Source organism: Corynebacterium humireducens NBRC 106098 = DSM 45392, assembly GCF_000819445.1.
GTDB classification, from domain to species: domain Bacteria; phylum Actinomycetota; class Actinomycetes; order Mycobacteriales; family Mycobacteriaceae; genus Corynebacterium; species Corynebacterium humireducens.
Genome location: NZ_CP005286.1, coordinates 957,641 through 977,245 on the forward strand (window position 1 = coordinate 957,641; position 19,605 = coordinate 977,245).

At 70.1% G+C, this 19,605-nt stretch carries 22 protein-coding genes and 1 riboswitch; of the genes, 12 read left to right on the forward strand and 10 right to left on the reverse strand.

Annotation, left to right across the window (positions count from 1 at the left end; genetic code table 11):
* Positions 1–50 precede the first annotated feature (50 nt).
* Positions 51–545, forward strand: coding sequence for a hypothetical protein (locus tag B842_RS04880; RefSeq protein ID WP_040085487.1), 495 nt, complete (start codon positions 51–53; stop codon positions 543–545).
* On the opposite strand, the gene B842_RS04885 is transcribed toward B842_RS04880, so the two are convergent.
* The gene (locus B842_RS04885; RefSeq protein ID WP_040085488.1) at positions 542–1,774 is read right to left on the reverse strand and encodes an MFS transporter; all 1,233 of its coding nucleotides are present in this window, start codon (positions 1,772–1,774) and stop codon (positions 542–544) included. The two genes, B842_RS04880 and B842_RS04885, sit on opposite strands and share 4 nt — an antisense overlap.
* A 51-nt stretch (positions 1,775–1,825) precedes the next feature.
* Here B842_RS04885 and B842_RS04890 point away from each other — a divergent pair, with 51 nt between their 5' ends.
* Positions 1,826–2,512: a metalloregulator ArsR/SmtB family transcription factor gene (locus B842_RS04890; RefSeq protein WP_040085489.1), complete on the forward strand. Its 687-nt coding sequence runs from the start codon at positions 1,826–1,828 to the stop codon at positions 2,510–2,512.
* Between the two features lie 89 nt (positions 2,513–2,601).
* Here the strand turns inward: B842_RS04890 and B842_RS04895 are convergent, their stop codons facing one another.
* Entirely contained in the window at positions 2,602–3,543 is a 942-nt protein-coding gene (locus B842_RS04895; protein ID WP_040087345.1) for a DUF808 domain-containing protein, read from the reverse strand.
* Positions 3,544–3,602: 59 nt separating this feature from the next.
* Here B842_RS04895 and B842_RS04900 point away from each other — a divergent pair, with 59 nt between their 5' ends.
* The 10 genes from B842_RS04900 (at position 3,603) to B842_RS04945 (ending at position 13,606) form a co-directional block, all read left to right on the forward strand.
* Entirely contained in the window at positions 3,603–4,469 is an 867-nt protein-coding gene (locus B842_RS04900) for a 2-dehydropantoate 2-reductase (RefSeq protein ID WP_040085490.1), read from the forward strand.
* 10 nt (positions 4,470–4,479) lie between these two features.
* Positions 4,480–4,818: a DUF2218 domain-containing protein gene (locus B842_RS04905; RefSeq protein ID WP_040087346.1), complete on the forward strand. Its 339-nt coding sequence runs from the start codon at positions 4,480–4,482 to the stop codon at positions 4,816–4,818.
* Between the two features lie 9 nt (positions 4,819–4,827).
* Positions 4,828–4,936, forward strand: a riboswitch (TPP riboswitch).
* A complete protein-coding gene (locus B842_RS04910) occupies positions 4,927–5,529 on the forward strand; it encodes an ECF transporter S component (RefSeq protein ID WP_040085491.1) in 603 nt (200 codons plus the stop codon). (Overlaps the previous riboswitch by 10 nt.)
* Entirely contained in the window at positions 5,530–6,846 is a 1,317-nt protein-coding gene (locus tag B842_RS04915; RefSeq protein ID WP_040085492.1) for an ABC transporter ATP-binding protein, read from the forward strand. It begins immediately after the preceding gene.
* Entirely contained in the window at positions 6,843–7,607 is a 765-nt protein-coding gene (locus B842_RS04920; RefSeq protein WP_040085493.1) for an energy-coupling factor transporter transmembrane component T family protein, read from the forward strand. The genes B842_RS04915 and B842_RS04920 overlap by 4 nt, the downstream gene beginning before the upstream one ends.
* Positions 7,604–8,083: a nucleoside/nucleotide kinase family protein gene (locus B842_RS04925; RefSeq protein ID WP_245631353.1), complete on the forward strand. Its 480-nt coding sequence runs from the start codon at positions 7,604–7,606 to the stop codon at positions 8,081–8,083. The genes B842_RS04920 and B842_RS04925 overlap by 4 nt, the downstream gene beginning before the upstream one ends.
* Positions 8,084–8,324: 241 nt before the next feature.
* Positions 8,325–9,920 (forward strand): peptide ABC transporter substrate-binding protein, encoded by a 1,596-nt coding sequence (locus tag B842_RS04930; protein WP_040085494.1) that lies wholly within the window; start codon positions 8,325–8,327, stop codon positions 9,918–9,920.
* 98 nt (positions 9,921–10,018) lie between these two features.
* On the forward strand, positions 10,019–10,945 hold the full coding sequence (locus B842_RS04935) for an ABC transporter permease (protein WP_040085495.1): 927 nt from the start codon (positions 10,019–10,021) through the stop codon (positions 10,943–10,945).
* Complete coding sequence (locus tag B842_RS04940) at positions 10,938–11,945, forward strand: ABC transporter permease (RefSeq protein ID WP_040085496.1); 1,008 nt, start codon at positions 10,938–10,940, stop codon at positions 11,943–11,945. Before B842_RS04935 ends, B842_RS04940 begins: the two co-directional genes overlap by 8 nt.
* Positions 11,942–13,606 carry a dipeptide ABC transporter ATP-binding protein gene (locus B842_RS04945; RefSeq protein ID WP_040085498.1) on the forward strand — a complete coding sequence of 555 codons (1,665 nt, stop codon included), beginning with the start codon at positions 11,942–11,944 and terminating at the stop codon, positions 13,604–13,606. Before B842_RS04940 ends, B842_RS04945 begins: the two co-directional genes overlap by 4 nt.
* Positions 13,607–13,617: 11 nt before the next feature.
* Here the strand turns inward: B842_RS04945 and B842_RS04950 are convergent, their stop codons facing one another.
* The 8 genes from B842_RS04950 to B842_RS04980 form a co-directional block, all read right to left on the reverse strand.
* Positions 13,618–14,070 carry a nicotinamide-nucleotide amidohydrolase family protein gene (locus B842_RS04950; RefSeq protein ID WP_040085499.1) on the reverse strand — a complete coding sequence of 151 codons (453 nt, stop codon included), beginning with the start codon at positions 14,068–14,070 and terminating at the stop codon, positions 13,618–13,620.
* Between the two features lie 3 nt (positions 14,071–14,073).
* A complete protein-coding gene (locus B842_RS04955; protein ID WP_040085500.1) occupies positions 14,074–14,259 on the reverse strand; it encodes a hypothetical protein in 186 nt (61 codons plus the stop codon).
* Positions 14,260–14,313: 54 nt separating this feature from the next.
* Complete coding sequence (locus tag B842_RS04960) at positions 14,314–15,807, reverse strand: FAD-dependent oxidoreductase (protein ID WP_040085502.1); 1,494 nt, start codon at positions 15,805–15,807, stop codon at positions 14,314–14,316.
* 98 nt (positions 15,808–15,905) lie between these two features.
* Positions 15,906–17,558, reverse strand: coding sequence for an NAD-dependent epimerase/dehydratase family protein (locus tag B842_RS04965; RefSeq protein ID WP_040085503.1), 1,653 nt, complete (start codon positions 17,556–17,558; stop codon positions 15,906–15,908).
* A 100-nt stretch (positions 17,559–17,658) separates the two neighbouring features.
* Entirely contained in the window at positions 17,659–18,009 is a 351-nt protein-coding gene (gene arsC / locus B842_RS04970) for an arsenate reductase (glutaredoxin) (RefSeq protein ID WP_040085504.1), read from the reverse strand.
* A 20-nt stretch (positions 18,010–18,029) separates the two neighbouring features.
* Positions 18,030–18,206: a hypothetical protein gene (locus B842_RS13835; protein WP_169744849.1), complete on the reverse strand. Its 177-nt coding sequence runs from the start codon at positions 18,204–18,206 to the stop codon at positions 18,030–18,032.
* A gap of 89 nt (positions 18,207–18,295) precedes the next feature.
* On the reverse strand, positions 18,296–18,832 hold the full coding sequence (locus tag B842_RS04975) for a ribonuclease FAU-1 family protein (RefSeq protein ID WP_040085505.1): 537 nt from the start codon (positions 18,830–18,832) through the stop codon (positions 18,296–18,298).
* Between the two features lie 5 nt (positions 18,833–18,837).
* A complete protein-coding gene (locus B842_RS04980; RefSeq protein WP_156119540.1) occupies positions 18,838–19,524 on the reverse strand; it encodes an Rv1157c family protein in 687 nt (228 codons plus the stop codon).
* Positions 19,525–19,605 lie beyond the last annotated feature (81 nt).

The following is a 19,605-nucleotide window of genomic DNA, read 5'->3' on the forward strand; positions in this document are numbered from 1 at the left end:
ATCTCCCGGTTCGGGGAGCGCGACGGCCACGGGTGAGATACTTTTGTGGCATGAAGCACCCCCGACGCCTCGTCGCCACGCTGGCGGCCGTCCTGGCCACCGCCGCCGTCTCCCTCACCGCCCCTACCGCCCCCATCGCCCTCGCCCAGTCCAGCTCCTCCAGCTCCGCCCCCTCCGGCGGTGGGCAGGAGACCAGCTTCGAGCAGATCATCATCGCCGAGAACACCCGCCACTCGCCGGGGTCGCAGCGGACCGTCGGCAACGACCGCAAGGCCGGGCAGTTCGCGGACTGGACCGTCCCGTACCTGCACCTGGTGCCGTGGGACTCGGAGGGGACGTACTGCGGGAACTGCCTGCGGTACTCGGAAGGCGACGACAGGAACCACACCGTCCTCCACAAGATCCCGTTCGCGTCCGCGGACGAGTACGTGCAGTCGAACTACGCGTGGGGTCCGGTCGACGGGGCCCCGCCGTACTGGGGGATCGCGTTCCGCAGGACCGCGGACTCCTGGATCATCGTCTACACCTGGTCCGAGACACCCTAGACGGGGCGTTTCTCCGGGTGGGTCTCGCCCAGCCGGACGAGCACCACGGTGCCGGCGGCGGCCGACAGGCCGGCGGCCACCCACACGGCGCTGGTCAGGGAGGTGGCGTCGGCGACGAGGCCGCCGAGGAGGGCTCCCGCGGTGTAGCCCAGGTCGCGCCACACCCGGTAGATGCCCACGGCCCGGCCCCGCCACTCGGGGGCGGCGACGTCGCCGATGACGGCGAGCAGCGCCGGGTAGACCAGGGCGGAGCCTACGCCGAGCACCGCCGTCCCCAGCGCCCAGCCGGGCATGGTGTCCGCGGCGGCGATGAGGGCCAGGGCACCCGCCTGCAGGAACATGCCGAGCGTCACCAGTGGCTTGCGTCCCACGAGGTCGGAGAGCCAGCCGGTGGCCAGCTGCCCGACGCCCCATACCAGCGGGTAGAGCGCGACGAGCAGGCCGATCTCCCGGAGTCCCAGGCCGGCGGCAGCGAAGAGGAGGGGGAAGACGCCCCAGGAGAGGCCGAAGTTGAGGTTGTTGGCCATGCCCGCCAGGCTGGCGGAGGACAGCGCCGGGTCGCGCCAGCTGACGTCGGCGAAGATCCGGCGGTCGGACAGTTGCCCGGCGGGGCTGCCGACGGTGCTCTCGAGGGCGACGAAGCCGCGGGTCTCCCGGACGAAGAGCGTGACCACGACAAGTGCGATGACCGTGTAGGCCACCCCCAGGAGGAAGGGGGCGGGGCGGAGTCCGTGCTGGGCGGCGATCCAGCCGGCGGCGGCGGAGGTGAGGGCGACGGCGAGGTAGCCGGCGGCCTCGTTGAGTCCCATCGCCAGGCCCCGTTGGCGGGGGCCGACGAGGTCGATCTTCATGGTGACGGTGGTGGACCAGGCCAGGCCCTGGTTGATGCCGAGGAGGATGTTGGCCACGATGATCCACTCCCAGGCGGGGGCCCACATGATGAGCAGGGGCACGGGGAGGCCGAAGAGCCAGCCTGCGAGGAGGACGGGGCGGCGGCCGTGGCGGTCGGAGAGGACCCCGGCGACGTAGTTGGAGGCGGCCTTGGCGATGCCGAAGGCGGCGACGTAGGCGAAGACGAAGGTGTAGCCGGTGAGGTGGAACACCTGCTCGGCGAGGAGGGGGAGGGTGGTCTGCTGTTGGCCGACCATGCCGCCGACGAGGGCGTTGACGGCCACGAGCAGGGTGAACTGGGCGGCGTTCTGCCGGAGGCCGAGTTGTGGTCGGGTCATGCCAGGCTCCTCAACTATTCAATGAATTGCTTGAACAGTACAATCAGGGGCATGCCACCGCAAGCGAGCGACCCCCGCGCCTTCAAGGACGAGATCTTCGGCCACATCGCCCGGATCGGCGCCGCCCTGGGCCACGCCAAGCGCGTCGAGATCCTCGACGTGCTCCTGCAGGGCGAGCGCACCGTCGAGTCTCTCTCGCAGCAGGTCGCCGCCTCCGTGGCCAACACCTCCCGCCACCTGCAGATCCTCGCCGCCGCCGGCCTGGTGACCCGCCGCGCGGAGGGCACCTCCCGCGTCTACCGCGTCGCCGACGACGAGGTGGCCGACCTCCACCTCGCCGTCCGGGGGCTGGCGCAGTCGCACATCGCGGACATCAGCACCCTCGCCGACGCCTTCTTCGCCGAGGTCGACGGCGTCCGTGCGGTCTCCTTCGAGGAGTTCGACGACCTGCAGCGCGCCGGTGACGCCCTGCTTGTCGACGTCCGCCCCGCCCCCGAGTTCGCCGCCGGCCATGCGGAGGGCGCGGTCAACATCCCTCTCGCCGACCTCGACCGCCGCCTCGCGGAGCTGCCCGCCGACCGGACGGTCGTGGCGTACTGCCGCGGCCCCTACTGCGTCTTCGCCGCCCACGCGGTGACCCGCCTCCGGGAGGCGGGCCTGCAGGCGGTGAGGCTCGCGGAGGGCTACCCCGAGTGGCGGGCGGCGGGTCGCCCGGTGGGGCGCCGGAATTCCTCCTGACCGGCCGCGACAACTTGGGCGCGGCGCCCTGATGTTTCCCCTGGCGAGGGACGAGTCGACGCCGATGTCGCCTACCGGTCGGAGTCTCGCTAGTGCGCCGCCGCTTCCTTCCGGCCGGTCAGCGCCTGCACCCCGTCGACGGTGAGGGCGACCACCATGCCCCACAGCAGGCCGAACACCAGCGAGAAGAAGGTGTTGACCAGCCAGCCGAGGATGCCGCCACCGGCGGCGACCTCCAGGGAGTGGATCGTGTCGTAGGGCCAGGTGACGCCGAACTCGGCGAGGCCCACCAGGATGATGTGGCCGCCGACCCACAGCATCGCGAATGTGCCCACCACCGCGATCGTGGACAGCACCTTCGGCATCGCGGTGACCAGGCCACGGCCGAAGGCGGCGCCGGGGCCGCCCCGTTCGGTCATGTGGAGGCCGATGTCGTCCATCTTCACCAGCACGCCGACCGCGCCGTAGACCAGGGCGGTGATGCCGATCGCCACGACCACCAGGACGGCGGCGCGGAAGGCCATCGGCTGGTGGGCGACCTCGTTGAGGGAGATGACCATGATCTCCGCGGAGAGGATCAGGTCGGTCATGATCGCGCCCTTGACCAGTTTGTCCTCGTCGGCGGCGGTCTTGTCTGCACCCTGCGCGTGGGTGTCCCCCTCGCCCTTGCCGTGGCCCTTGAGCTTGTGGAGCACCTTGTGGGCGCCCTCGAAGCACAGGTACGTGCCGCCGAGCATGAGGATCGGGGTCAGCGCCCACGGGGCCAGCCAGGACAGGAGCAGGGCGACGGGGAGGATGATGACCAGCTTGTTGACCAGTGAGCCCTTGGTGATCCGCCAGATCATCGGCAGCTCACGGGCCGGCTGGATGCCGGTGACGTAACGGGGGGTCACGGCGGCGTCGTCGACGACCACGCCGGCGGCCTTCACCGAGGTCTTGCCGGCGGCCGCCGCCACGTCATCGACGCTGGCGGCGGCGGCGCGGGCGATGAGGGCGACGTCGTCAAGCAGTGCTAGAAGTCCACCGGCCATGGTGCGCACCTTTCAGGGAGGAAATAAGAACATTCTAGAGCGTTCCTTAGAATGGTCGCATGAGAACAGCAGTGGTGGGTGTCGGTGCGGTCGGTGGATGGTTCGGCGGGTCCCTGGTGCGGGCGGGGCATGACGTGGTGTTCATCGCGCGCGGCGAGACCCTCGACGTGCTGCGCACCGAGGGGCTGCGTCTCAACGACGACCCGCCGATCCCGGTGGACGCCGTCGGCAGTCTCGCCGAGGCCGGCCCCGTCGACGTCGTCCTGCTGGCGGTGAAGGTCACCGCCGCGACCGACCTCCCCGCGCTTCTCGACGCCCTCCCCGCCGGCGCCCACGTCGCCGTCACGCAGAACTCCGTCGAGGTGCCCTCCCGCGTCGCCGCGGTCGTGGGGTGGGAGCGCACTCTGCCGGGTGTCGTGCGCGGCTACTACCACCACACCGGCCCGGGGCGGGTGGAGTTCCACGGGGGCCCTGTGTCGTATGACGTGGGAGGGGAGGAGAGAGTCGTCGGAAAGCTGGTGGCGGCGCTGAACTCCGCGGGCGTCGACGCCACCGCACGTGACGACATCATCGTCGACGTGTGGGAGAAGGCCATGTACGTGACCACCACCGGGGCGCTCGGGGCGCTGGCGCAGGCCCCGCTCGGGGAGCTGCGCACCCGGCTGCGGCCGACGCTGGAGGCGCTCATGCGGGAGGTCGAGTCCACGGCCCGCGCGAACGGGGTGCCGCTCAGCGACGACGTGGTCGAACGCACCCTGGAGTTCGCCGACCGCATGCCCGCCACGGCGACCAGTTCGATGCACCGGGACCTGCTCGCCGGGCGTCCCCACGAGCTGGACTCCCAGGTCGGTGCGATCTGCCGGATGGCGGCCCGGCAGGGCGTCGACGTGCGGCTCCATGACCTTCTGCTGGGGGTGCTGGGGTAACGTGACGGACATGACGGCTTCCTCCACTGCCCGGGTCAGGTGTGATCGCCCGGGGCGTTACGCTCGGTCCCTGGTCTCCACTTTCGCCGACACGGCGCACACGGAGTGGGATGCCGAGGAAGGCCGCGGGCACCTCGTGTTCACGTGGGGGCACGACGCCGAGGTGGACATGATCGCCGGCGACGGGGTCCTCCTGCTGCACCTGGAGTGCGCCGCCGCGGAGCTCGAGCAGCTGGAGAGGCTCATCGGGCGCGGCGTCGTCGAGCTCGCCGGCGACGCCGACGTGGAGGTCGCGTGGAAGCGTCCCGGAGGTCAGGACGGTACCCGCTGGGTCGCTGGGCTAGACTGACGCCCGACCACTTTCGTCCACGGGTGCCCGGTGCGAGTCCGGGCTGAGATGCCGCAACGGCGGACCGTCGAACCTGATCCGGTTAATACCGGCGCTAGGGAGATCCCAGTGACCACCACTGCTGCAAGAACGCGCGCCCGCTCCTCGTGGCGCGTCATCGACATCATCATCGCCTCCGTCCTCGGCGTGGCGACCGGCCTCATCTTCTGGGTGTGGAACTCCATCGGCTTCGCCTGGACCACCGCCATGGATGCGCTCACCCCCGGCTTCGGCGGCCTGGCCCTGGGCATCTGGCTGCTCGGCGGCGTCATCGGCGGGCTGGTGATCCGGAAGCCGGGTGCCGCGATCTTCGTCGAGGTCCTCGCCGCCGCCGTCTCCGCGCTGCTGGGCAACCAGTGGGGCATCGAGACCCTCTACCACGGCATCGCCCAGGGCATCGGCGCGGAGCTCGTCTTCGCGGCCTTCGCGTACCGGCGTTTCACCCTCCCCGTCGCCATGCTCGCCGGCGCGGGAGCCTCGGTGGGCAACTTCCTGGTCTCGCTGTTCACGAGCGCGAACATCGCGAAGTCGCTGGCCTTCAACTCGATCTACCTCACCTGCGGCGTGATCTCCGGGGTGATCCTCGCGGGGCTCCTCGGCCACTGGTTGGTCAAGGCCCTGGCCGGGACCGGCGCGCTGGACCGTTTCGCGGCCGGACGGAAGCGCGTGTAGATGACTGCACTCGTCGAGGCCCGCGGTCTCGGCTGGCGGCACGCCTCCCGGGTGGACCCGGCGCTGGAGAACATCTCCCTGCGCCTGGAACGCGGGGAGAAGGTGCTGCTGACCGGCCGTTCCGGCGCAGGCAAGTCCACTCTCCTGGCCGCGCTGGCCGGCCTGCTCGGTGACGAGGAGGACGGCGACCAGACCGGCACCCTCACCATCGACGGGACGGTCGGCATGGTCCTGCAGGACCCCGACTCCCAGGTCATCGCCTCCCGCGTCGGCGACGACGTCGCCTTCGGCTGCGAGAACCTGCGCATCCCGCGCGAGGAGATCTGGCCGCGCGTGCGCCGCGCCCTCGACCTCGTCGGCCTCGACCTGCCGCTGGACCACCCGACCCGGCACCTGTCCGGCGGGCAGAAGCAGCGTCTCGCCCTGGCGGGCGTCATCGCCATGGGGGCGGATCTCATCCTCCTCGACGAGCCCACCGCCAACCTCGACCCCGTCGGGCAGCGCGAGGTCGTCGAGGCGGTGACCGCCGTCGCCGCGGAGACCGACGCCACGCTGTTCGTCGTCGAGCACCGCCCGCAGCTGTGGGTCCCGCTCATGGACCGTTTCCTCCACCTCGACGAGGACGGCCTCCACGAGAGCACCGCCGCCGGCCTGCCCGCCCCGCCGGTCCTGCCGGCCGCCCGCGGCGTGGCCCCCGGGACGCCGCCGCTGGTCAGCGCCCGTGACCTGCAGACCATCTGGGGGCCGCCGCGCACCCTCGACCTGCCGCAGGGCGCGTCGACGGTCATCACCGGGCCCAACGGCGCCGGGAAGTCGACGCTCGCGCTGACGCTGGCCGGGCTTCTCGACCCCGTCGGCGGCGAGCTCACCTACGCGGAGGAGCTGCGGCAGGGCCTGCGGAAGAGCCCCCACGCCTGGAGTTCGCGGCAGCTTGCACAGCGGGTGGGCTACGTCTTCCAGGACCCGGAGCACCAGTTCGTCGCCCGCACCGTCGCCGAGGAGATGGCCGTGTCCGGCGGCCCGCAGGAGCGTATCGACGACCTCCTGCACCGCCTCCGCCTCACCCACCTCGCCGACGCCAACCCCTTCACCCTGTCGGGCGGGGAGAAGCGCCGGCTCTCCGTGGCCACCGCCCTGGTCAACGCCCCCGCGCTGCTCGTCCTCGACGAGCCGACCTTCGGCCAGGACCCCACCACCTTCGTCGAGCTCGTCGGCATGGTCCGGGAACTCACCGACCGCGGCGTGACCGTCGCGTCGATCACCCATGACGAGCTCTACGCCCACGCCCTCGGCGACCATCTCGTGGAGGTCCGATGAATCTGCTCGCCGGCATCAACCCGGTCACCCGCATCCTGGCCCTCATCCTGCTGACCACGCCGCTGCTGCTGTCGGTGGACATCGTCTCCGCGGCGGTGGCGCTGGGCTTCACGCTGCTCGCGGCCCCGTTGTGCGGGGTGAGCTGGGGCCGGCTGCTGCGGCGCGGCTGGCCGATCCTGCTGGCCGCGCCGTTGGCGGCGGTCCCCATGGCGCTCTACGGCCGCCCGGAGGGGGAGACGTACCTCCACTTCCTGCTCATCCACGTGACGGACAACTCCCTGCAGCTGGCGGCGGCGATCTTCGTGCGTGTGCTGGCGGTGGGGCTGCCGGTCGTCGTCCTGTCGGCGGACGTCGACCCCACGGACCTCGGCGACGGCCTGGCGCAGGTGCTGCGTCTGCCCGCCCGTTTCGTGCTGGGGGCGGTGGCGGCGACCCGCCTGGTCTCCCTGTTCCGCGACGACCTCGACTCCATGCGCCGCGCCCGCCGGGCCCGGGGCATCGCCGACCAGGGGCGCATCCGTCACTTCCTCACGCTCGCCTTCGGCCTGCTCGTGCTCTCTCTGCGGCGCGGCACCAAGCTGGCCACCGCGATGGAGGCCCGGGGCTTCAACCGCGTCGCCGAGCACGGCCGCACGTGGGCGCGGGAGTCGACGCTCTCGGGCCGCGACTGGGTCGTCATGTCCGTGTGCCTCGTCGCCTCCGTGGCGGCCATCGGCATCGCGGTGGCGGTCGGTTCCTTCCGTTTCCTGGGCGTGGCGTGACACGCCTGACGGTGCTCGTCGACGGTCCCTCCGGGGCCGGCAAGACCACCTTCGCCACTGCCGTGGGGCGGCGCACGGGCCTGCGGGTGGTTCACCTCGACGACTTCTACCCGGGCTGGTCCGGGCTGGCGGAGGCCTCCCGCATGGTGGTCGAGGACGTGCTGCACCCGACGCGACCCGGCTACCGACGCTGGGACTGGGAGGCCGACGCCCCGGGGGAGTGGGTGGCGCTGGACCCGCGGGAGTCGCTCATCGTGGAGGGGGTGGGGGCGGTGACGGCGGCGTCGATAAGCGCTGCGCGGGAGCTGGGCGAGGTGCTCAGCGTGCGTATCGACGCCCCCGTGGACGTCCGCCGCGTCCGTGCCCTGCGCCGCGACACCGGCTACGGACGTTTCTGGGAGATGTGGGCGGCGCAGGAGGAGGCGTTCTACGCCGAGCACGGTGCTGTTCCGGTGGACTTTGCGTTGACCTGGTGAGGAAATCCCACAGAGTCTCGGCATGGAGCAGGGGTCCGATCGGGCGGGGGGTGACGTCGGGGGTGGCGGTGGCCGGGGGCTGAGCACCGGCTGATAACCCCCTGAGCAGCCGGAAAGGTGACACTAGTTCATGGCGTGTGCGTAACCTTGTGGTCACAGTCTCATCACAAGTGGGGGGTGATGGACGTCACGCGGTAGCGTGAACAGAAGATTAAGTCCTTTCACACTGGAGGTCCACCACATGACACTCAGCAAGAAGACTCTGGCCCTACTCGCAGCCACCACACTCGGGTTCGGCCTGGTCGCCTGTACCGATTCCGGGGACAACGGAGCCGCCGGCGGCTCCGGCGGGGACAAGTACATCCTCGCCAACGGCACCGAGCCGCAGAACCCGCTCATTCCCTCGAACACCAACGAGGTGGGCGGCGGACGCATCGTCGACATGATCTACTCCGGCCTCGTCTACTACGACGCCGACGGTGAGATCCACAACGAGATGGCCGAGTCCATCGAGCCCGAGGGGGAGAAGAGCTACCGCGTCACCCTCAAGGACGGCTGGACCTTCGCCGACGGCACCGAGATCACCGCCCAGCACTTCGTGGACACCTGGAACCACGCCGTGGCCAACTCCCACCTCTCCGCCTACTTCTTCGAGCCGATCCTCGGCTACGAGGAGGGCAAGGAGTCCATGGAGGGCCTCGAGGTCATCGACGACAAGACCTTCACCATCGAGCTGAACCAGCCCGAGGCCGACTTCCCGATGCGCCTGGGCTACTCCGCCTTCTACCCGCTGCCCGACGAGGCCCGCGAGGACGAGGCCGGCTTCGGTGAGAAGCCCAACGGCAACGGCCCCTACAAGCTGCTCGAGTGGAACCACAACCAGGACGCCACCATCGTCCCGAACGAGAACTACCAGGGCGAGCGCACCCCGCAGAACGACGGCATCAAGTTCGTCTTCTACGCCCAGCAGGACGCCGCCTACAACGACCTCCTGGCCGGCAACCTCGACGTCCTGGACGCCATCCCGGACTCCGCGTTCGCCACCTTCGAGAACGAGCTCGGTGACCGCGCCGCCAACCAGGCCTCCGCCATCTTCCAGTCCTTCACCATCCCGGAGCGCGTCGAGCACTGGGGCGGCGAGGAGGGCAAGCTGCGTCGCCAGGCGATCTCCCACGCCATCAACCGCGCCGAGGTCACCGAGGCCATCTTCCAGGGCACCCGCACCCCGGCCACCGACTTCACCTCCCCGGTCCTGCCGGGCTACGACGGTGACATCGTGGGCAACGACGTCCTCGACTACGACCCGGAGAAGGCGAAGGACCTGTGGGCCCAGGCCGACGAGATCTCCCCGTTCACCGGCGAGTTCACCCTCTCCTACAACGCCGACGGTGGCCACCAGGCCTGGGTCGACGCGGTGGTCAACTCCATCCGCAACACCCTCGGCATCGAGGCCGTGGGCAACCCGTACCCGGACTTCAAGTCCCTGCGTGACGACGTCACCGGCCGCACCATCCAGGGTGCCTTCCGCACCGGCTGGCAGGCCGACTACCCGTCGCAGGGTAACTTCCTCGGCCCGCTCTACGGCACCGGCGCCGGCTCCAATGACGGTGACTACTCCAACCCGGACTTCGACGCCAAGCTCGCCGAGGCCGCGGCCGCGGAGACCCCGGAGGACGCCTCCCGCATCTACAACGAGGCCCAGGAGATCCTCTTCCAGGATCTGCCGGCCATCCCGCTGTGGTACTCCAACCTGACCGGTGGTTCCAGTGAGCACGTCGAGAACGTCGTGTTCTCCTGGAAGGACCAGCCGCTGTACTACAACATCACGAAGAACTAGCGTCGGCGGTTCACCGTGACAACCGATACCCGCGTGACGCCTGGTGCGTCACGCGGGTATCTGCCTGAATGCCACCATCACACCCACAAGGAATAGTTATGTTGCGCTACATCGGGCGACGACTGCTCCAGATGATCCCCGTGTTCTTCGGGGCCACCCTCCTCATCTACGCACTCGTCTTCCTCATGCCCGGCGACCCGGTCCAGGCGCTGGGCGGTGACCGCGGCCTGTCCGAGGCCGCCCGCGCCCGCATCGAGGCGGAGTACAACCTGGACAAACCCTTCATCGTCCAGTACCTGCTCTACCTCAAGGGAATCCTCACCCTCGACTTCGGAACCACCTTCTCGGGACAACCCGTCGCCGACGTCATGGCCCGGGCCTTCCCGGTGACCATCAAACTGGCCGTCATGGCACTCGTCTTCGAGGCCTTCTTCGGCATCATCTTCGGCGTCATCGCCGGCGTGCGCCGCGGCGGCATCTTCGACTCCACCGTCCTGGTCATGTCGCTGATCGTCATCGCCGTGCCCAGCTTCGTCATCGGTTTCGTCCTGCAGTTCCTCGTCGGCGTGAAATGGGGGATACTCCCCGTCACCGTGGGCTCGCGGGAGACGTTCACCGCACTGCTCATGCCCGCGGTGGTGCTCGGCGCCGTGTCCTTCGCCTACGTCCTGCGCCTGACGCGCCAGTCGGTGAGCGAGAATCTCCGCGCCGACTACGTGCGCACCGCCCGCGCCAAGGGGCTGTCCGGCGGGCAGGTCATGAGCCGTCACGTGCTGCGCAACTCGCTCATCCCCGTCGCCACCTTCCTCGGTGCGGACCTGGGCGCGCTCATGGGCGGCGCCATCGTCACCGAGGGCATCTTCGCCATCAACGGTGTCGGCGGCACCATCTACCAGGCGATCATCAAGGGCGAACCGACGACGGTGGTGTCCTTCACCACGGTGCTCGTCATCGTCTACATCGTCGCCAACCTCGTCGTGGACCTGATCTACGCCGTGCTCGACCCGAGGATCCGCTATGCCTGACATCAACCGCAACGTCGCCAACCCGGCCGGCGAGGACGACATCCTCGCGGAGAGCAAGCTGCAGCTCCGCCCCGGCCAGGACCACTACATCGCCGAGACCGACGAGACCGGCCTCGGGGCCGTCGACGCCGTCGCCGACGAGTCCGCCCCCTCCTCCATGTGGGGCGAGGCGTGGCGCAACCTGCGCCGCCGCCCGCTGTTCTGGGTCTCGGCCCTGCTCATCCTCGTGGCCGTGCTCATATCGCTGTTCCCGCAGCTGTTCACGTCCATCGACCCGCGCGCCTGCACCCTGTCCAACTCCCTGGCGGACCCGCAGCCGGGCCACCCCTTCGGCTTCGACCGGCAGGGCTGCGACATCTACGCCCGCACCATCTACGGCGCCCGCGCCTCGGTGGCGGTGGGCATCCTCACCACCGCGCTGGTGGTCCTCATCGGCACGGCCATCGGTGCCCTCGCCGGCTTCTTCGGCGGCATCCTGGACACGCTGCTCTCCCGCCTCACGGACATCTTCTTCGCGATCCCGCTGGTGCTCGCCGCCATCGTCGTGATGCAGATGTTCAAGGACTACCGCACCATCCTCACCGTGGTGCTGGTCCTGGGGCTGTTCGGCTGGACGAACATCGCCCGCATCACCCGCGGTGCGGTGATGAGCGTGAAGAACGAGGAGTACGTCACCGCCGCCCGGGCACTCGGGGCGTCGAGAATGAAGATCCTCTCCAGCCACATCATGCCCAACGCGGCCGCCCCGATCATCGTGTACGCCACCGTGGCGCTGGGCACCTTCATCGTCGCGGAGGCCACCCTGTCCTTCCTGGGCATCGGCCTCCCGCCGACGATCGTGTCCTGGGGCGGGGACATCTCCGCCGCGCAGGCCTCCCTGCGCACCAAACCGATGGTCCTGTTCTACCCGGCCATGGCGCTCGCGCTCACCGTCCTGAGCTTCATCATGCTCGGCGACGTCGTGCGTGACGCCCTCGACCCGAAGGCGAGGAAGCGATGACCACCCAGACCCCGCTGCTCGAGATGAAGGACGTGAAGATCTCCTTCACCTCCTCCACCGGCGTCGTCGAGGCCGTCCGCGGCATCGACATGACCATCTACCCGGGGCAGTCCGTCGCCATCGTCGGCGAGTCCGGCTCCGGCAAGTCCACCGCCGCCATGTCGATCCTCGGCCTGCTGCCGGGCACCGGCAAGGTCACCGGCGGGCAGATCCTCTTCAACGGCGAGGACATCACCGGGCTCAACGGCAAGGAGATGCAGAAGTACCGCGGCTCCGAGATCGGCCTGGTCCCGCAGGACCCGATGTCCAACCTCAACCCGGTGTGGCGCGTGGGCACGCAGGTCGCCGAGTCCCTGCGCGCCAACAACGTGGTCAAGGGTTCTGCCGTCGGGGACCGCGTCGCCGAGCTGCTGGAGGAGGCCGGGCTGCCCGACGCCCAGCGCCGCGCCCGCCAGTACCCGCACGAGTATTCCGGAGGCATGCGCCAGCGCGCGCTCATCGCCATCGGCCTGGCGGCCCGCCCGAAGCTGCTCATCGCCGATGAGCCGACCTCGGCGCTGGACGTCACCGTGCAGAAGCGCATCCTCGACCACCTCGAGGGTCTCACCGAGGAACTCGGCACCGCCGTGCTGTTCATCACCCACGACCTCGGCCTGGCCGCCGAGCGCGCCGAGCACCTGGTGGTCATGCACCGGGGCCGCATCGTCGAGTCCGGCCCCAGCCTGCAGATCCTCCGCGACCCGCAGCACCCCTACACCCGTCGCCTGGTGAAGGCGGCGCCCTCGCTGGCCTCCGCCCGCATCCAGTCGGCGCTGGCCGCCGGCGTGGAGTCGACCGAGCTGGTCGCCCACGGCCGTGAGGGGAAGCAGGAGGAGGTCATCCGCGTGGAGAACCTCACCAAGATCTTCGGTGAGAACAAGGCCGTCGACGACGTCTCCTTCACCGTCCGCAAGGGCACGACACTCGCCCTGGTGGGGGAGTCCGGGTCCGGCAAGTCGACGGTGGCGAACATGGTGCTCAACCTGCTCGACCCGACCAGCGGCAAGGTGTTCTACAAGGGCACCGACCTGTCGACGCTGAGCAACAAGGAATTGTTCGACATGCGCCGCAAGATGCAGGTCGTGTTCCAGAACCCCTACGGCTCACTCGACCCGATGTTCTCCATCTACCGGTGCATCGAGGAGCCGCTGGCCCTGCACGGGGTGGGCAGCCGCAAGGAGCGGGAGGCGCGCGTCGCCGAACTGCTTGACATGGTGGCCATGCCGCGTTCCGCCATGCGCCGTTTCCCCAACGAGCTCTCCGGCGGTCAGCGCCAGCGCATCGCCATCGCGCGCGCCCTGGCGCTGCGGCCGGAGGTGCTGGTGCTCGACGAGGCGGTCTCCGCCCTCGACGTGCTCGTGCAGAACCAGATCATCCGCCTGCTCGCCGAACTGCAGGAGGAGCTCGACCTGTCCTACCTGTTCATCACCCACGACCTCGCGGTGGTCCGGCAGACCGCCGACGACATCGTGGTGATGAAGCAGGGTGCGATCGTCGAGCAGGGCACCTCCGACGAGGTGTTCGCCGACCCGAAGGAGGAGTACACCCGCGACCTCATCAACTCCGTCCCGGGCCTCAACATCGAGCTCGGCACGGGTGAGAACCTGGGGCTCGTCGAGTAGGGGAGGCCGGTTCAGCCGCGCATCTGCGCGGCGAGCTGGCGTAGGGCGTGCGCGCGGGCGGCGGCGAGCACCTGCCCGGGCGTGCCCGGGAAACAGTGCTCCTCGACGCTCTCCCGTCCCCGCACCAGCGTCGCGATGACGACGGTGCCCGGTGGTTGACCCGCCTGTCCGGCGGGGCCGCCGGCGCCGCTGATCGCGATGACGGCGTCCGCCCCCATGAGGTCGGTGAGGGAGGCGGCCATCGTCGAGACGCATTCCGCGGAGATGACGGGGCAGTCGGGGGCGACGCCGAGGACGCGTTGTTTAGTCCGGGTCTGGTAGGCGACGACACCGCCGGCGAACCACTCCGAGGAGTCGTCCGCGGCGGCGAGTTCGGCGGCCAGGGAGCCGCCGGTGAGTGATTCCGCCACCGCCACCGTGTAGCCGTGCCCGCGGGCGAGCGCGGCGATCTGGTCGGCGGTCATGGCCTAGTAGTTGGCGGGTGGATCGGAGGCGGGGAAGGACTCCTCCTCGAACTGCTCCACCAGCTCCTCCTCGCTGGCCTTGTCACCCTTGCCGGGGTTCTCAGTGTCGGTGTTGTCCGGGTGTCCGGGGTCGGTCTCCTCGGCGAAACGGGTGTCGTCGAGGTCGGGGTTCTTCGGGTCGGTGTTCATGGGAGGGTCCTTTCGTGAAGTGTGACGGGTACCACATATGCAAGTGTACTCATTTCACTCCACCTGTGGCAGGTCCTTGACCGCCGGACCCTCGAGCACCGTCCCGTCGGCGGCGAAACGCGAGCCGTGCAGGGGACAGTCCCAGGACTGCTCCACCTCGTTCCACTCCAGCAGCCCGCCCATGTGCGTGCACAGGAGGCTGACCCGGCAGGTGCGACCGTCGACCACCGACTCGCCCACCGGGCGCACCCCGGCGCGGCCGGTGGCCGCCTCACCCTCGTCGAGGACGCTGCTGTCGTCCGGGCCCCGCGTGGGCTCGCCCGTCAGCGCCCCCGCCAGGTGTCCGGCGGCGGCGGTGGCTGCCTTCGTCAGCGTGGACGCCGTGGTGGCCGCGGTGGCGGCCACCGAGGGGCTGCCGAACGTCAGGGTCGGCTCCCGGCCTGCAACGAGGTCGGCGACGATGTGCGCCGCCGCGGGGGCCGCGGCCAGGCCCCACTTGCTGTAGCCGCCGGCGAAGAACACGCGGTCCCCACCCCAGCTGAGCTTCTCGACGACCGGCAGCATCGACACCGGGTGGTAGTCCTGCGCCGACCAGGCGTGGGTGCGTCGGGCGCCGGGGACGTGGTGGTCGGCCCAGGCGTCGAGGTCCGCCAGGCGGGCACCGGTGTCCGCCTCCTGGCCGGTGGGGTGACCCTGGCCGCCGACGAGCAGCCACTCGTCCCCGTCGACCCGGGCCGTGCGCAGTGAGATGGTCGGCTCCTCGGCGCTGATGAACATCCCCTCCGGCAGGGGGCCGGGTGCCCGGTAGGCGCACAGGTAGGAGCGCTGCGCGGCCAGGGACATGGTGGTGCGGCCGTGGTCGAGAATCGGGGAGGCCGTGGCCAGCACCACCTTCCCGGCGTGCAGGGTGCCCGCGGTGGTCTCCACGGTGACGCCGTCGGCGCCGGAGTCCAGCCCGGTCACCCGGGTGTGGTCGTGGATGCTGCCGCCGGCGTCGACGACCGCCCGGCCCAGCGCCACGAGCAGGTCAGCGGGGTCGAGCTGCAGCATGTCCGGCAGCGCCACCGCCAGGTGGGTGGCGAACTCCTCCGCCGGATGCTCGATGAGCTCGACGGGCAGGCCCAGGTCCCGGGCCGTCGCGTACTCCCGGCGCACGGCCTCCGCCCCGTCGTCGGTGGTGGAGAACGTCACCGCCCGGGTGCGTTCGACGGGCACGTCGTGGTCGCGGCAGAATCCGGCCATCCACTCCAGGCCGAAGTCGTTGGCGGCCAGGTACGCGGCGGCCGCGTCCCGGCCGTGGCGGTCGGCGATGTCACTCAGCCGCGTGCGCTGCAGCAACGTGGCTTTCGCGGTGGTCGCTCCGCTGGCCCCGGCACCGACGCGCCGGGCCTCGACGACGGCCACCCGCAGCCCGGCGCGGGCCAGCAGCAGCGCGGTGTGCAGGCCGGTGAATCCGGCGCCGACGACGGCGACGTCGACACGCAGTCCGGAGGGTAGGGCGGTGAGGGGTATCTCGGCGGTGACGTCCCGCCACAGTGGGGTGGTCATGGTTGCTCCTCAGGGTCGGGGACGACTGTGATGCAGCCGTCGTGATTCTTGTCGGACTTGTCGTGACGGAGGCTGCCGGTGCGTCCCCTCATGGCTCATCAGTCCCAGAAGGTGTCGCGGTCGTCGCGCAGCGCCCGCTCGCGTGCGTAGGCGTGGACGCGCTCCAGGGTCTCCAGCTGGCGGCGGGAGGAGGCGATGAGGTCGTCGAAGACCTGCGGGTCGAGCTGCAGTCCCTCCGCGTGTTCGCGCAGGGTCTCCCAGCCGCCCAGCTTGCCGCTCACCGCGGAGCGCATGAGCTCGGCCTCGAGGAGCATCGTCATGGGGGAGCGTTCGAGGACGCGGCCGTTGAGCTTGAGGCGGCCGACCCGCTCGCCGACCCAGGCGACGGCCTGGCGGTAGGGCTTGCGGGCGAGGCCGAGGTCCTCGATGACGTTGCGCAGCAGCTCGCGGTCGGAGCGGATCTCATCGGCGACGGTGGACAGCTCGGAGAACATGGGGGTGTCCACGTAGTCCGCGGCCATCCGCTCGATGCGGTTGACGCCGGCGGTGGCGCCGGTGAGGTGGTCGGAGAGGTAGAGCTCGAGCAGGTCCTTCGTGTAGTGGTCCGGGATCTTCTCCTCCCCGCCGGAGGCGTCGCCGCTGCCGGCATCGGCACCTTCCCCGGCCTGCTCGCCGACGGCCTGGTGGAGCAGCTCGTCCTTGTCGCGCGGACGCAGCGGGGGAGAGGGCAGGCCGCGGCCCTCGATCATGCCGTCGAGAAGCTCGGCGAAGGCGTCGGCGGCGGAGATCTCCGGGCGCCAGCCCAGTTCGGAGGCGGCGCGGGAGTTGTCCATGAGCGGGACCTCCATGCCCATGTCCAGCCAGCCGGCGTCGGCGGGGACGGTGCCGGACTTGTGGGCGGCGACCAGTCCGGCGCGCACGACGGCGGGCGGCAGCTCCAGGTAGCGGCCGTGGTCGACGATGTCGGCGAGTTCCTGCGGCCCGAGGACGTCGTCGGCGCAGACGTTGAACGCCCCGCCGATCTTCTTCAGCACCGCCGCGACGTAGGCGCGGCCCAGGTCGTCGGCGTGGACGGCCTGGAGGAGGATCCCCTTCGGCACCGGCAGAGCCGGCGGCCGGCCCGCCCGCAGCGCCTGCAGGGGGACGAGGTTGCCGAGGAAGTAGCGGTGGATCTCGGCGCCGGCGTCGCCCTGGAAGGTCAGGCCGGGGCGCAGGCGGGTGACGGTGACGTCCGGGTGGGCGGCCTCGAATTCGTCGAGCACCTGCTCCTGGGCGGCCTTGTCGACGCTGTAGTGCGAGCTCTCGATGCCGCCGGTGGGCCAGGACTCGTCGCGAAACGGCGGTTGTCCACCCTCCCCGCGGGCCTCGTCGGGGGAGTAGGCGCCCACGCTGGAGGTGACCACCAGGTGGGGGACGCCGGCCTGCGCGACGGCCTCGGCGACGCGCCGGGTGCCCTCGACGTTGACGCGGCGCAGCAGTTCGCGGCGGTCGTTGGGCTGGATGAGCCAGGCGAGGTGGATGACGGCGTCGACACCCTGGAAGGCCTCGACCAGGGAGGCGACGGCGTCGTCGTGGGTGGAGGCGGCGGCGATGTCGATGGAGTGCCACTCGACCCCGTCGTAGGGCGGGTGGTCCTGCTCGGGTAGCCGCCGGGCGATGCCGACGAGGCCGGTGACCTCGGGCGTGGCGTGCAGGGCGCGGAGGGCGGCGGTGCCGTGGTTGCCGGTGGCTCCGACGATGGCGATCTTCATGGGGTTCTCCTCGTGTCGTGGGTGTCGTACCGTGTACTGCCGAGGAAACGGGAAAACCCATCACATTTCAAGCATGTGATGGGTTTCGGCTGGTCAGATACTAGAGAATCTCGTCGATGGCCTCGGTCGGGCGCGCGATGCGGGTGCCCTTCGAGGTGACCACGAACGGACGCTCGATGAGGCGCGGGTGTGCGGCCATCGCGGCCAGCAGCGCATCCTCGGGCGTGTCCGGTGAGAGTCCCAGCTCCCGGTACTCCGCCTCGCGGGTGCGGATGGCGTCGTGGACGGTGATCCCGGCGGCGTCGACAAGCTCCCTGAGCTTCTCGACGTCCGGCGTGTCCTCCAGGTATCGGATGACCTCGGGTTCGATGTCGCGTTCCCGCAGGTACTCCAGCGCCTGGCGGGACTTGGAGCAGCGTGGGTTGTGGTAGATCGTCACGTTGTCGTTCATGCCACAACCCTGCCTGCGGGTCAGTAGTTCGCGGGCGGGTCACTGGCGGGGAAGGACTCCTGGCCCCACTCCTCGGGCAGCTCCTCGCGCTGCTCCGGGGTGCTCTTGCCGACGTCCTCGGGGTGGTTGTGGGTGAACGGCTTGTCCTCCGGGAACTCCCAGGTGTGGCCCTTCTTGCCGGTGTTGTCGGTGCTCATGGCACGTTCCTTTCGTTCGTAGGTGGGTGATAACCCCAACCTACCCACCAAAAGTGCGCCAGATCACAACAATGTGGTAACTATTCGGATTACTCCGCGGGGACCAGCGTGACGTTCTCGGCCCAGGTCAGTTCGATGCCCAGGGTGCGCAGCCACTCCATGGCGTCGTCCTGGTGGCGGGTGATGCCCTCCACGGCGGTCAGCGTCGTGTCGATGGCCCGCTCGGCGTCCTCGGCGGTGATGAGGCCGGCGGAGGTGGCGGCGGCCAGCTCGTCGATGTCCTGCACGTCGATCGGCTCGCCGGTGACGGACACGAGGTCGACGTAGAGGTCACGGGTGGACCACACGTCGTCCCGGACGTGGATGTCGGCGACGTCGAAGTAGAAGTCCTGGCGCTCGTCGACACCCTCGCGGAAGTGGAAGATGTTGGCGCGCAGGCCGAGCTTCGGCAGCAGCCAGGACTCCAGGTAGCCGAAACGGGGATGGTTGGCGCCGCGCGCCATGTACAGGCCGAAGTCGGTGACCCGGTAGGTGTCCACCGCGCGGAGGTGGCCCTTCGGGTCGATGTTGATCCGGTCGGAGGTGTTGAAGGTCTCCTCCTTGACCGGGTGCAGATCAGCAGTCATGACTGTTACCTCGCATCGATGATCGCAGCTGTGGGGATGAACGTGCACGGCCCGTCCTCGGTGTGGACGGTGCCGGAGACGACGGCCACGACGGTGCCGTGGCCGGTGTCGGCGGCACCCGAGAGGGTGGCCGGTCCATCGGGGTTGATGCCGTGGTTGCCCAGCGGCGTCGCACCCGTGCGCAGCGTGTTGATGTTCGCCCAGTTGACGGTCATGCCACCCTGCTCCGGGGTGGCCGGTGCAGTGCCCAGTGCGGTGAAGACGAAGGCCATCTGGCCGTCGGCCGCACCCGGGGCCGGGATCTCGGCGGGGCCGGGGACGGCGATGGCCGAGCCGACGGCGTCGAGCTCGCCGCCGATGCAGGAGCCCGAGACGGTCGGCCAGTAGAACTGGGTGAACCGCGGGGCGTTGTCCGGCAGCTCCGGGCCCCCGTCGCCGTTGACGCCGGCGGCGAAGGCCAGTCCCGAGAGCAGGGCGTTGCGCAGGTCGGCCGGCATCCACGGCTGGTTGGCGAAGGAGCGGATCTCCTCCTGGGTCCGCGGCGTCGGGCGACCGAGCTCGTCAAGTGGGTTGTGGCTGGAGAGATCGGGGAAGGGGGCGGCCTGTGCGGCGGGGGCGTTCAGTCCCACTGCGCCGACCATGCCGACCACGGTGAGTGCGATGGCGGTGGTGACGGCAATCGTCCTCATCATGGTGGTCCGTGCGGTGTGTCCCACTGACTGGCTCTCTTCCGGGTGATCTCGGGGCGATGTCGCGGATGTCACGGAGGGCCC

What these genes read in the sequence shown, in the direction of transcription:
- B842_RS04880 (WP_040085487.1), top strand. Translation starts at nt 51, where the DNA reads ATGAAGCACCCCCGACGCCTCGTCGCCACGCTGGCGGCCGTCCTGGCC.
- B842_RS04885 (WP_040085488.1), bottom strand. Translation starts at nt 1,774, where the DNA reads ATGACCCGACCACAACTCGGCCTCCGGCAGAACGCCGCCCAGTTCACC.
- B842_RS04890 (WP_040085489.1), top strand. Translation starts at nt 1,826, where the DNA reads ATGCCACCGCAAGCGAGCGACCCCCGCGCCTTCAAGGACGAGATCTTC.
- B842_RS04895 (WP_040087345.1), bottom strand. Translation starts at nt 3,543, where the DNA reads ATGGCCGGTGGACTTCTAGCACTGCTTGACGACGTCGCCCTCATCGCC.
- B842_RS04900 (WP_040085490.1), top strand. Translation starts at nt 3,603, where the DNA reads ATGAGAACAGCAGTGGTGGGTGTCGGTGCGGTCGGTGGATGGTTCGGC.
- B842_RS04905 (WP_040087346.1), top strand. Translation starts at nt 4,480, where the DNA reads ATGACGGCTTCCTCCACTGCCCGGGTCAGGTGTGATCGCCCGGGGCGT.
- B842_RS04915 (WP_040085492.1), top strand. Translation starts at nt 5,530, where the DNA reads ATGACTGCACTCGTCGAGGCCCGCGGTCTCGGCTGGCGGCACGCCTCC.
- B842_RS04920 (WP_040085493.1), top strand. Translation starts at nt 6,843, where the DNA reads ATGAATCTGCTCGCCGGCATCAACCCGGTCACCCGCATCCTGGCCCTC.
- B842_RS04930 (WP_040085494.1), top strand. Translation starts at nt 8,325, where the DNA reads ATGACACTCAGCAAGAAGACTCTGGCCCTACTCGCAGCCACCACACTC.
- B842_RS04935 (WP_040085495.1), top strand. Translation starts at nt 10,019, where the DNA reads ATGTTGCGCTACATCGGGCGACGACTGCTCCAGATGATCCCCGTGTTC.
- B842_RS04940 (WP_040085496.1), top strand. Translation starts at nt 10,938, where the DNA reads ATGCCTGACATCAACCGCAACGTCGCCAACCCGGCCGGCGAGGACGAC.
- B842_RS04945 (WP_040085498.1), top strand. Translation starts at nt 11,942, where the DNA reads ATGACCACCCAGACCCCGCTGCTCGAGATGAAGGACGTGAAGATCTCC.
- B842_RS04950 (WP_040085499.1), bottom strand. Translation starts at nt 14,070, where the DNA reads ATGACCGCCGACCAGATCGCCGCGCTCGCCCGCGGGCACGGCTACACG.
- B842_RS04955 (WP_040085500.1), bottom strand. Translation starts at nt 14,259, where the DNA reads ATGAACACCGACCCGAAGAACCCCGACCTCGACGACACCCGTTTCGCC.
- B842_RS04960 (WP_040085502.1), bottom strand. Translation starts at nt 15,807, where the DNA reads ATGACCACCCCACTGTGGCGGGACGTCACCGCCGAGATACCCCTCACC.
- B842_RS04965 (WP_040085503.1), bottom strand. Translation starts at nt 17,558, where the DNA reads ATGAAGATCGCCATCGTCGGAGCCACCGGCAACCACGGCACCGCCGCC.
- arsC (WP_040085504.1), bottom strand. Translation starts at nt 18,009, where the DNA reads ATGAACGACAACGTGACGATCTACCACAACCCACGCTGCTCCAAGTCC.
- B842_RS13835 (WP_169744849.1), bottom strand. Translation starts at nt 18,206, where the DNA reads ATGAGCACCGACAACACCGGCAAGAAGGGCCACACCTGGGAGTTCCCG.
- B842_RS04975 (WP_040085505.1), bottom strand. Translation starts at nt 18,832, where the DNA reads ATGACTGCTGATCTGCACCCGGTCAAGGAGGAGACCTTCAACACCTCC.
- B842_RS04980 (WP_156119540.1), bottom strand. Translation starts at nt 19,524, where the DNA reads ATGATGAGGACGATTGCCGTCACCACCGCCATCGCACTCACCGTGGTC.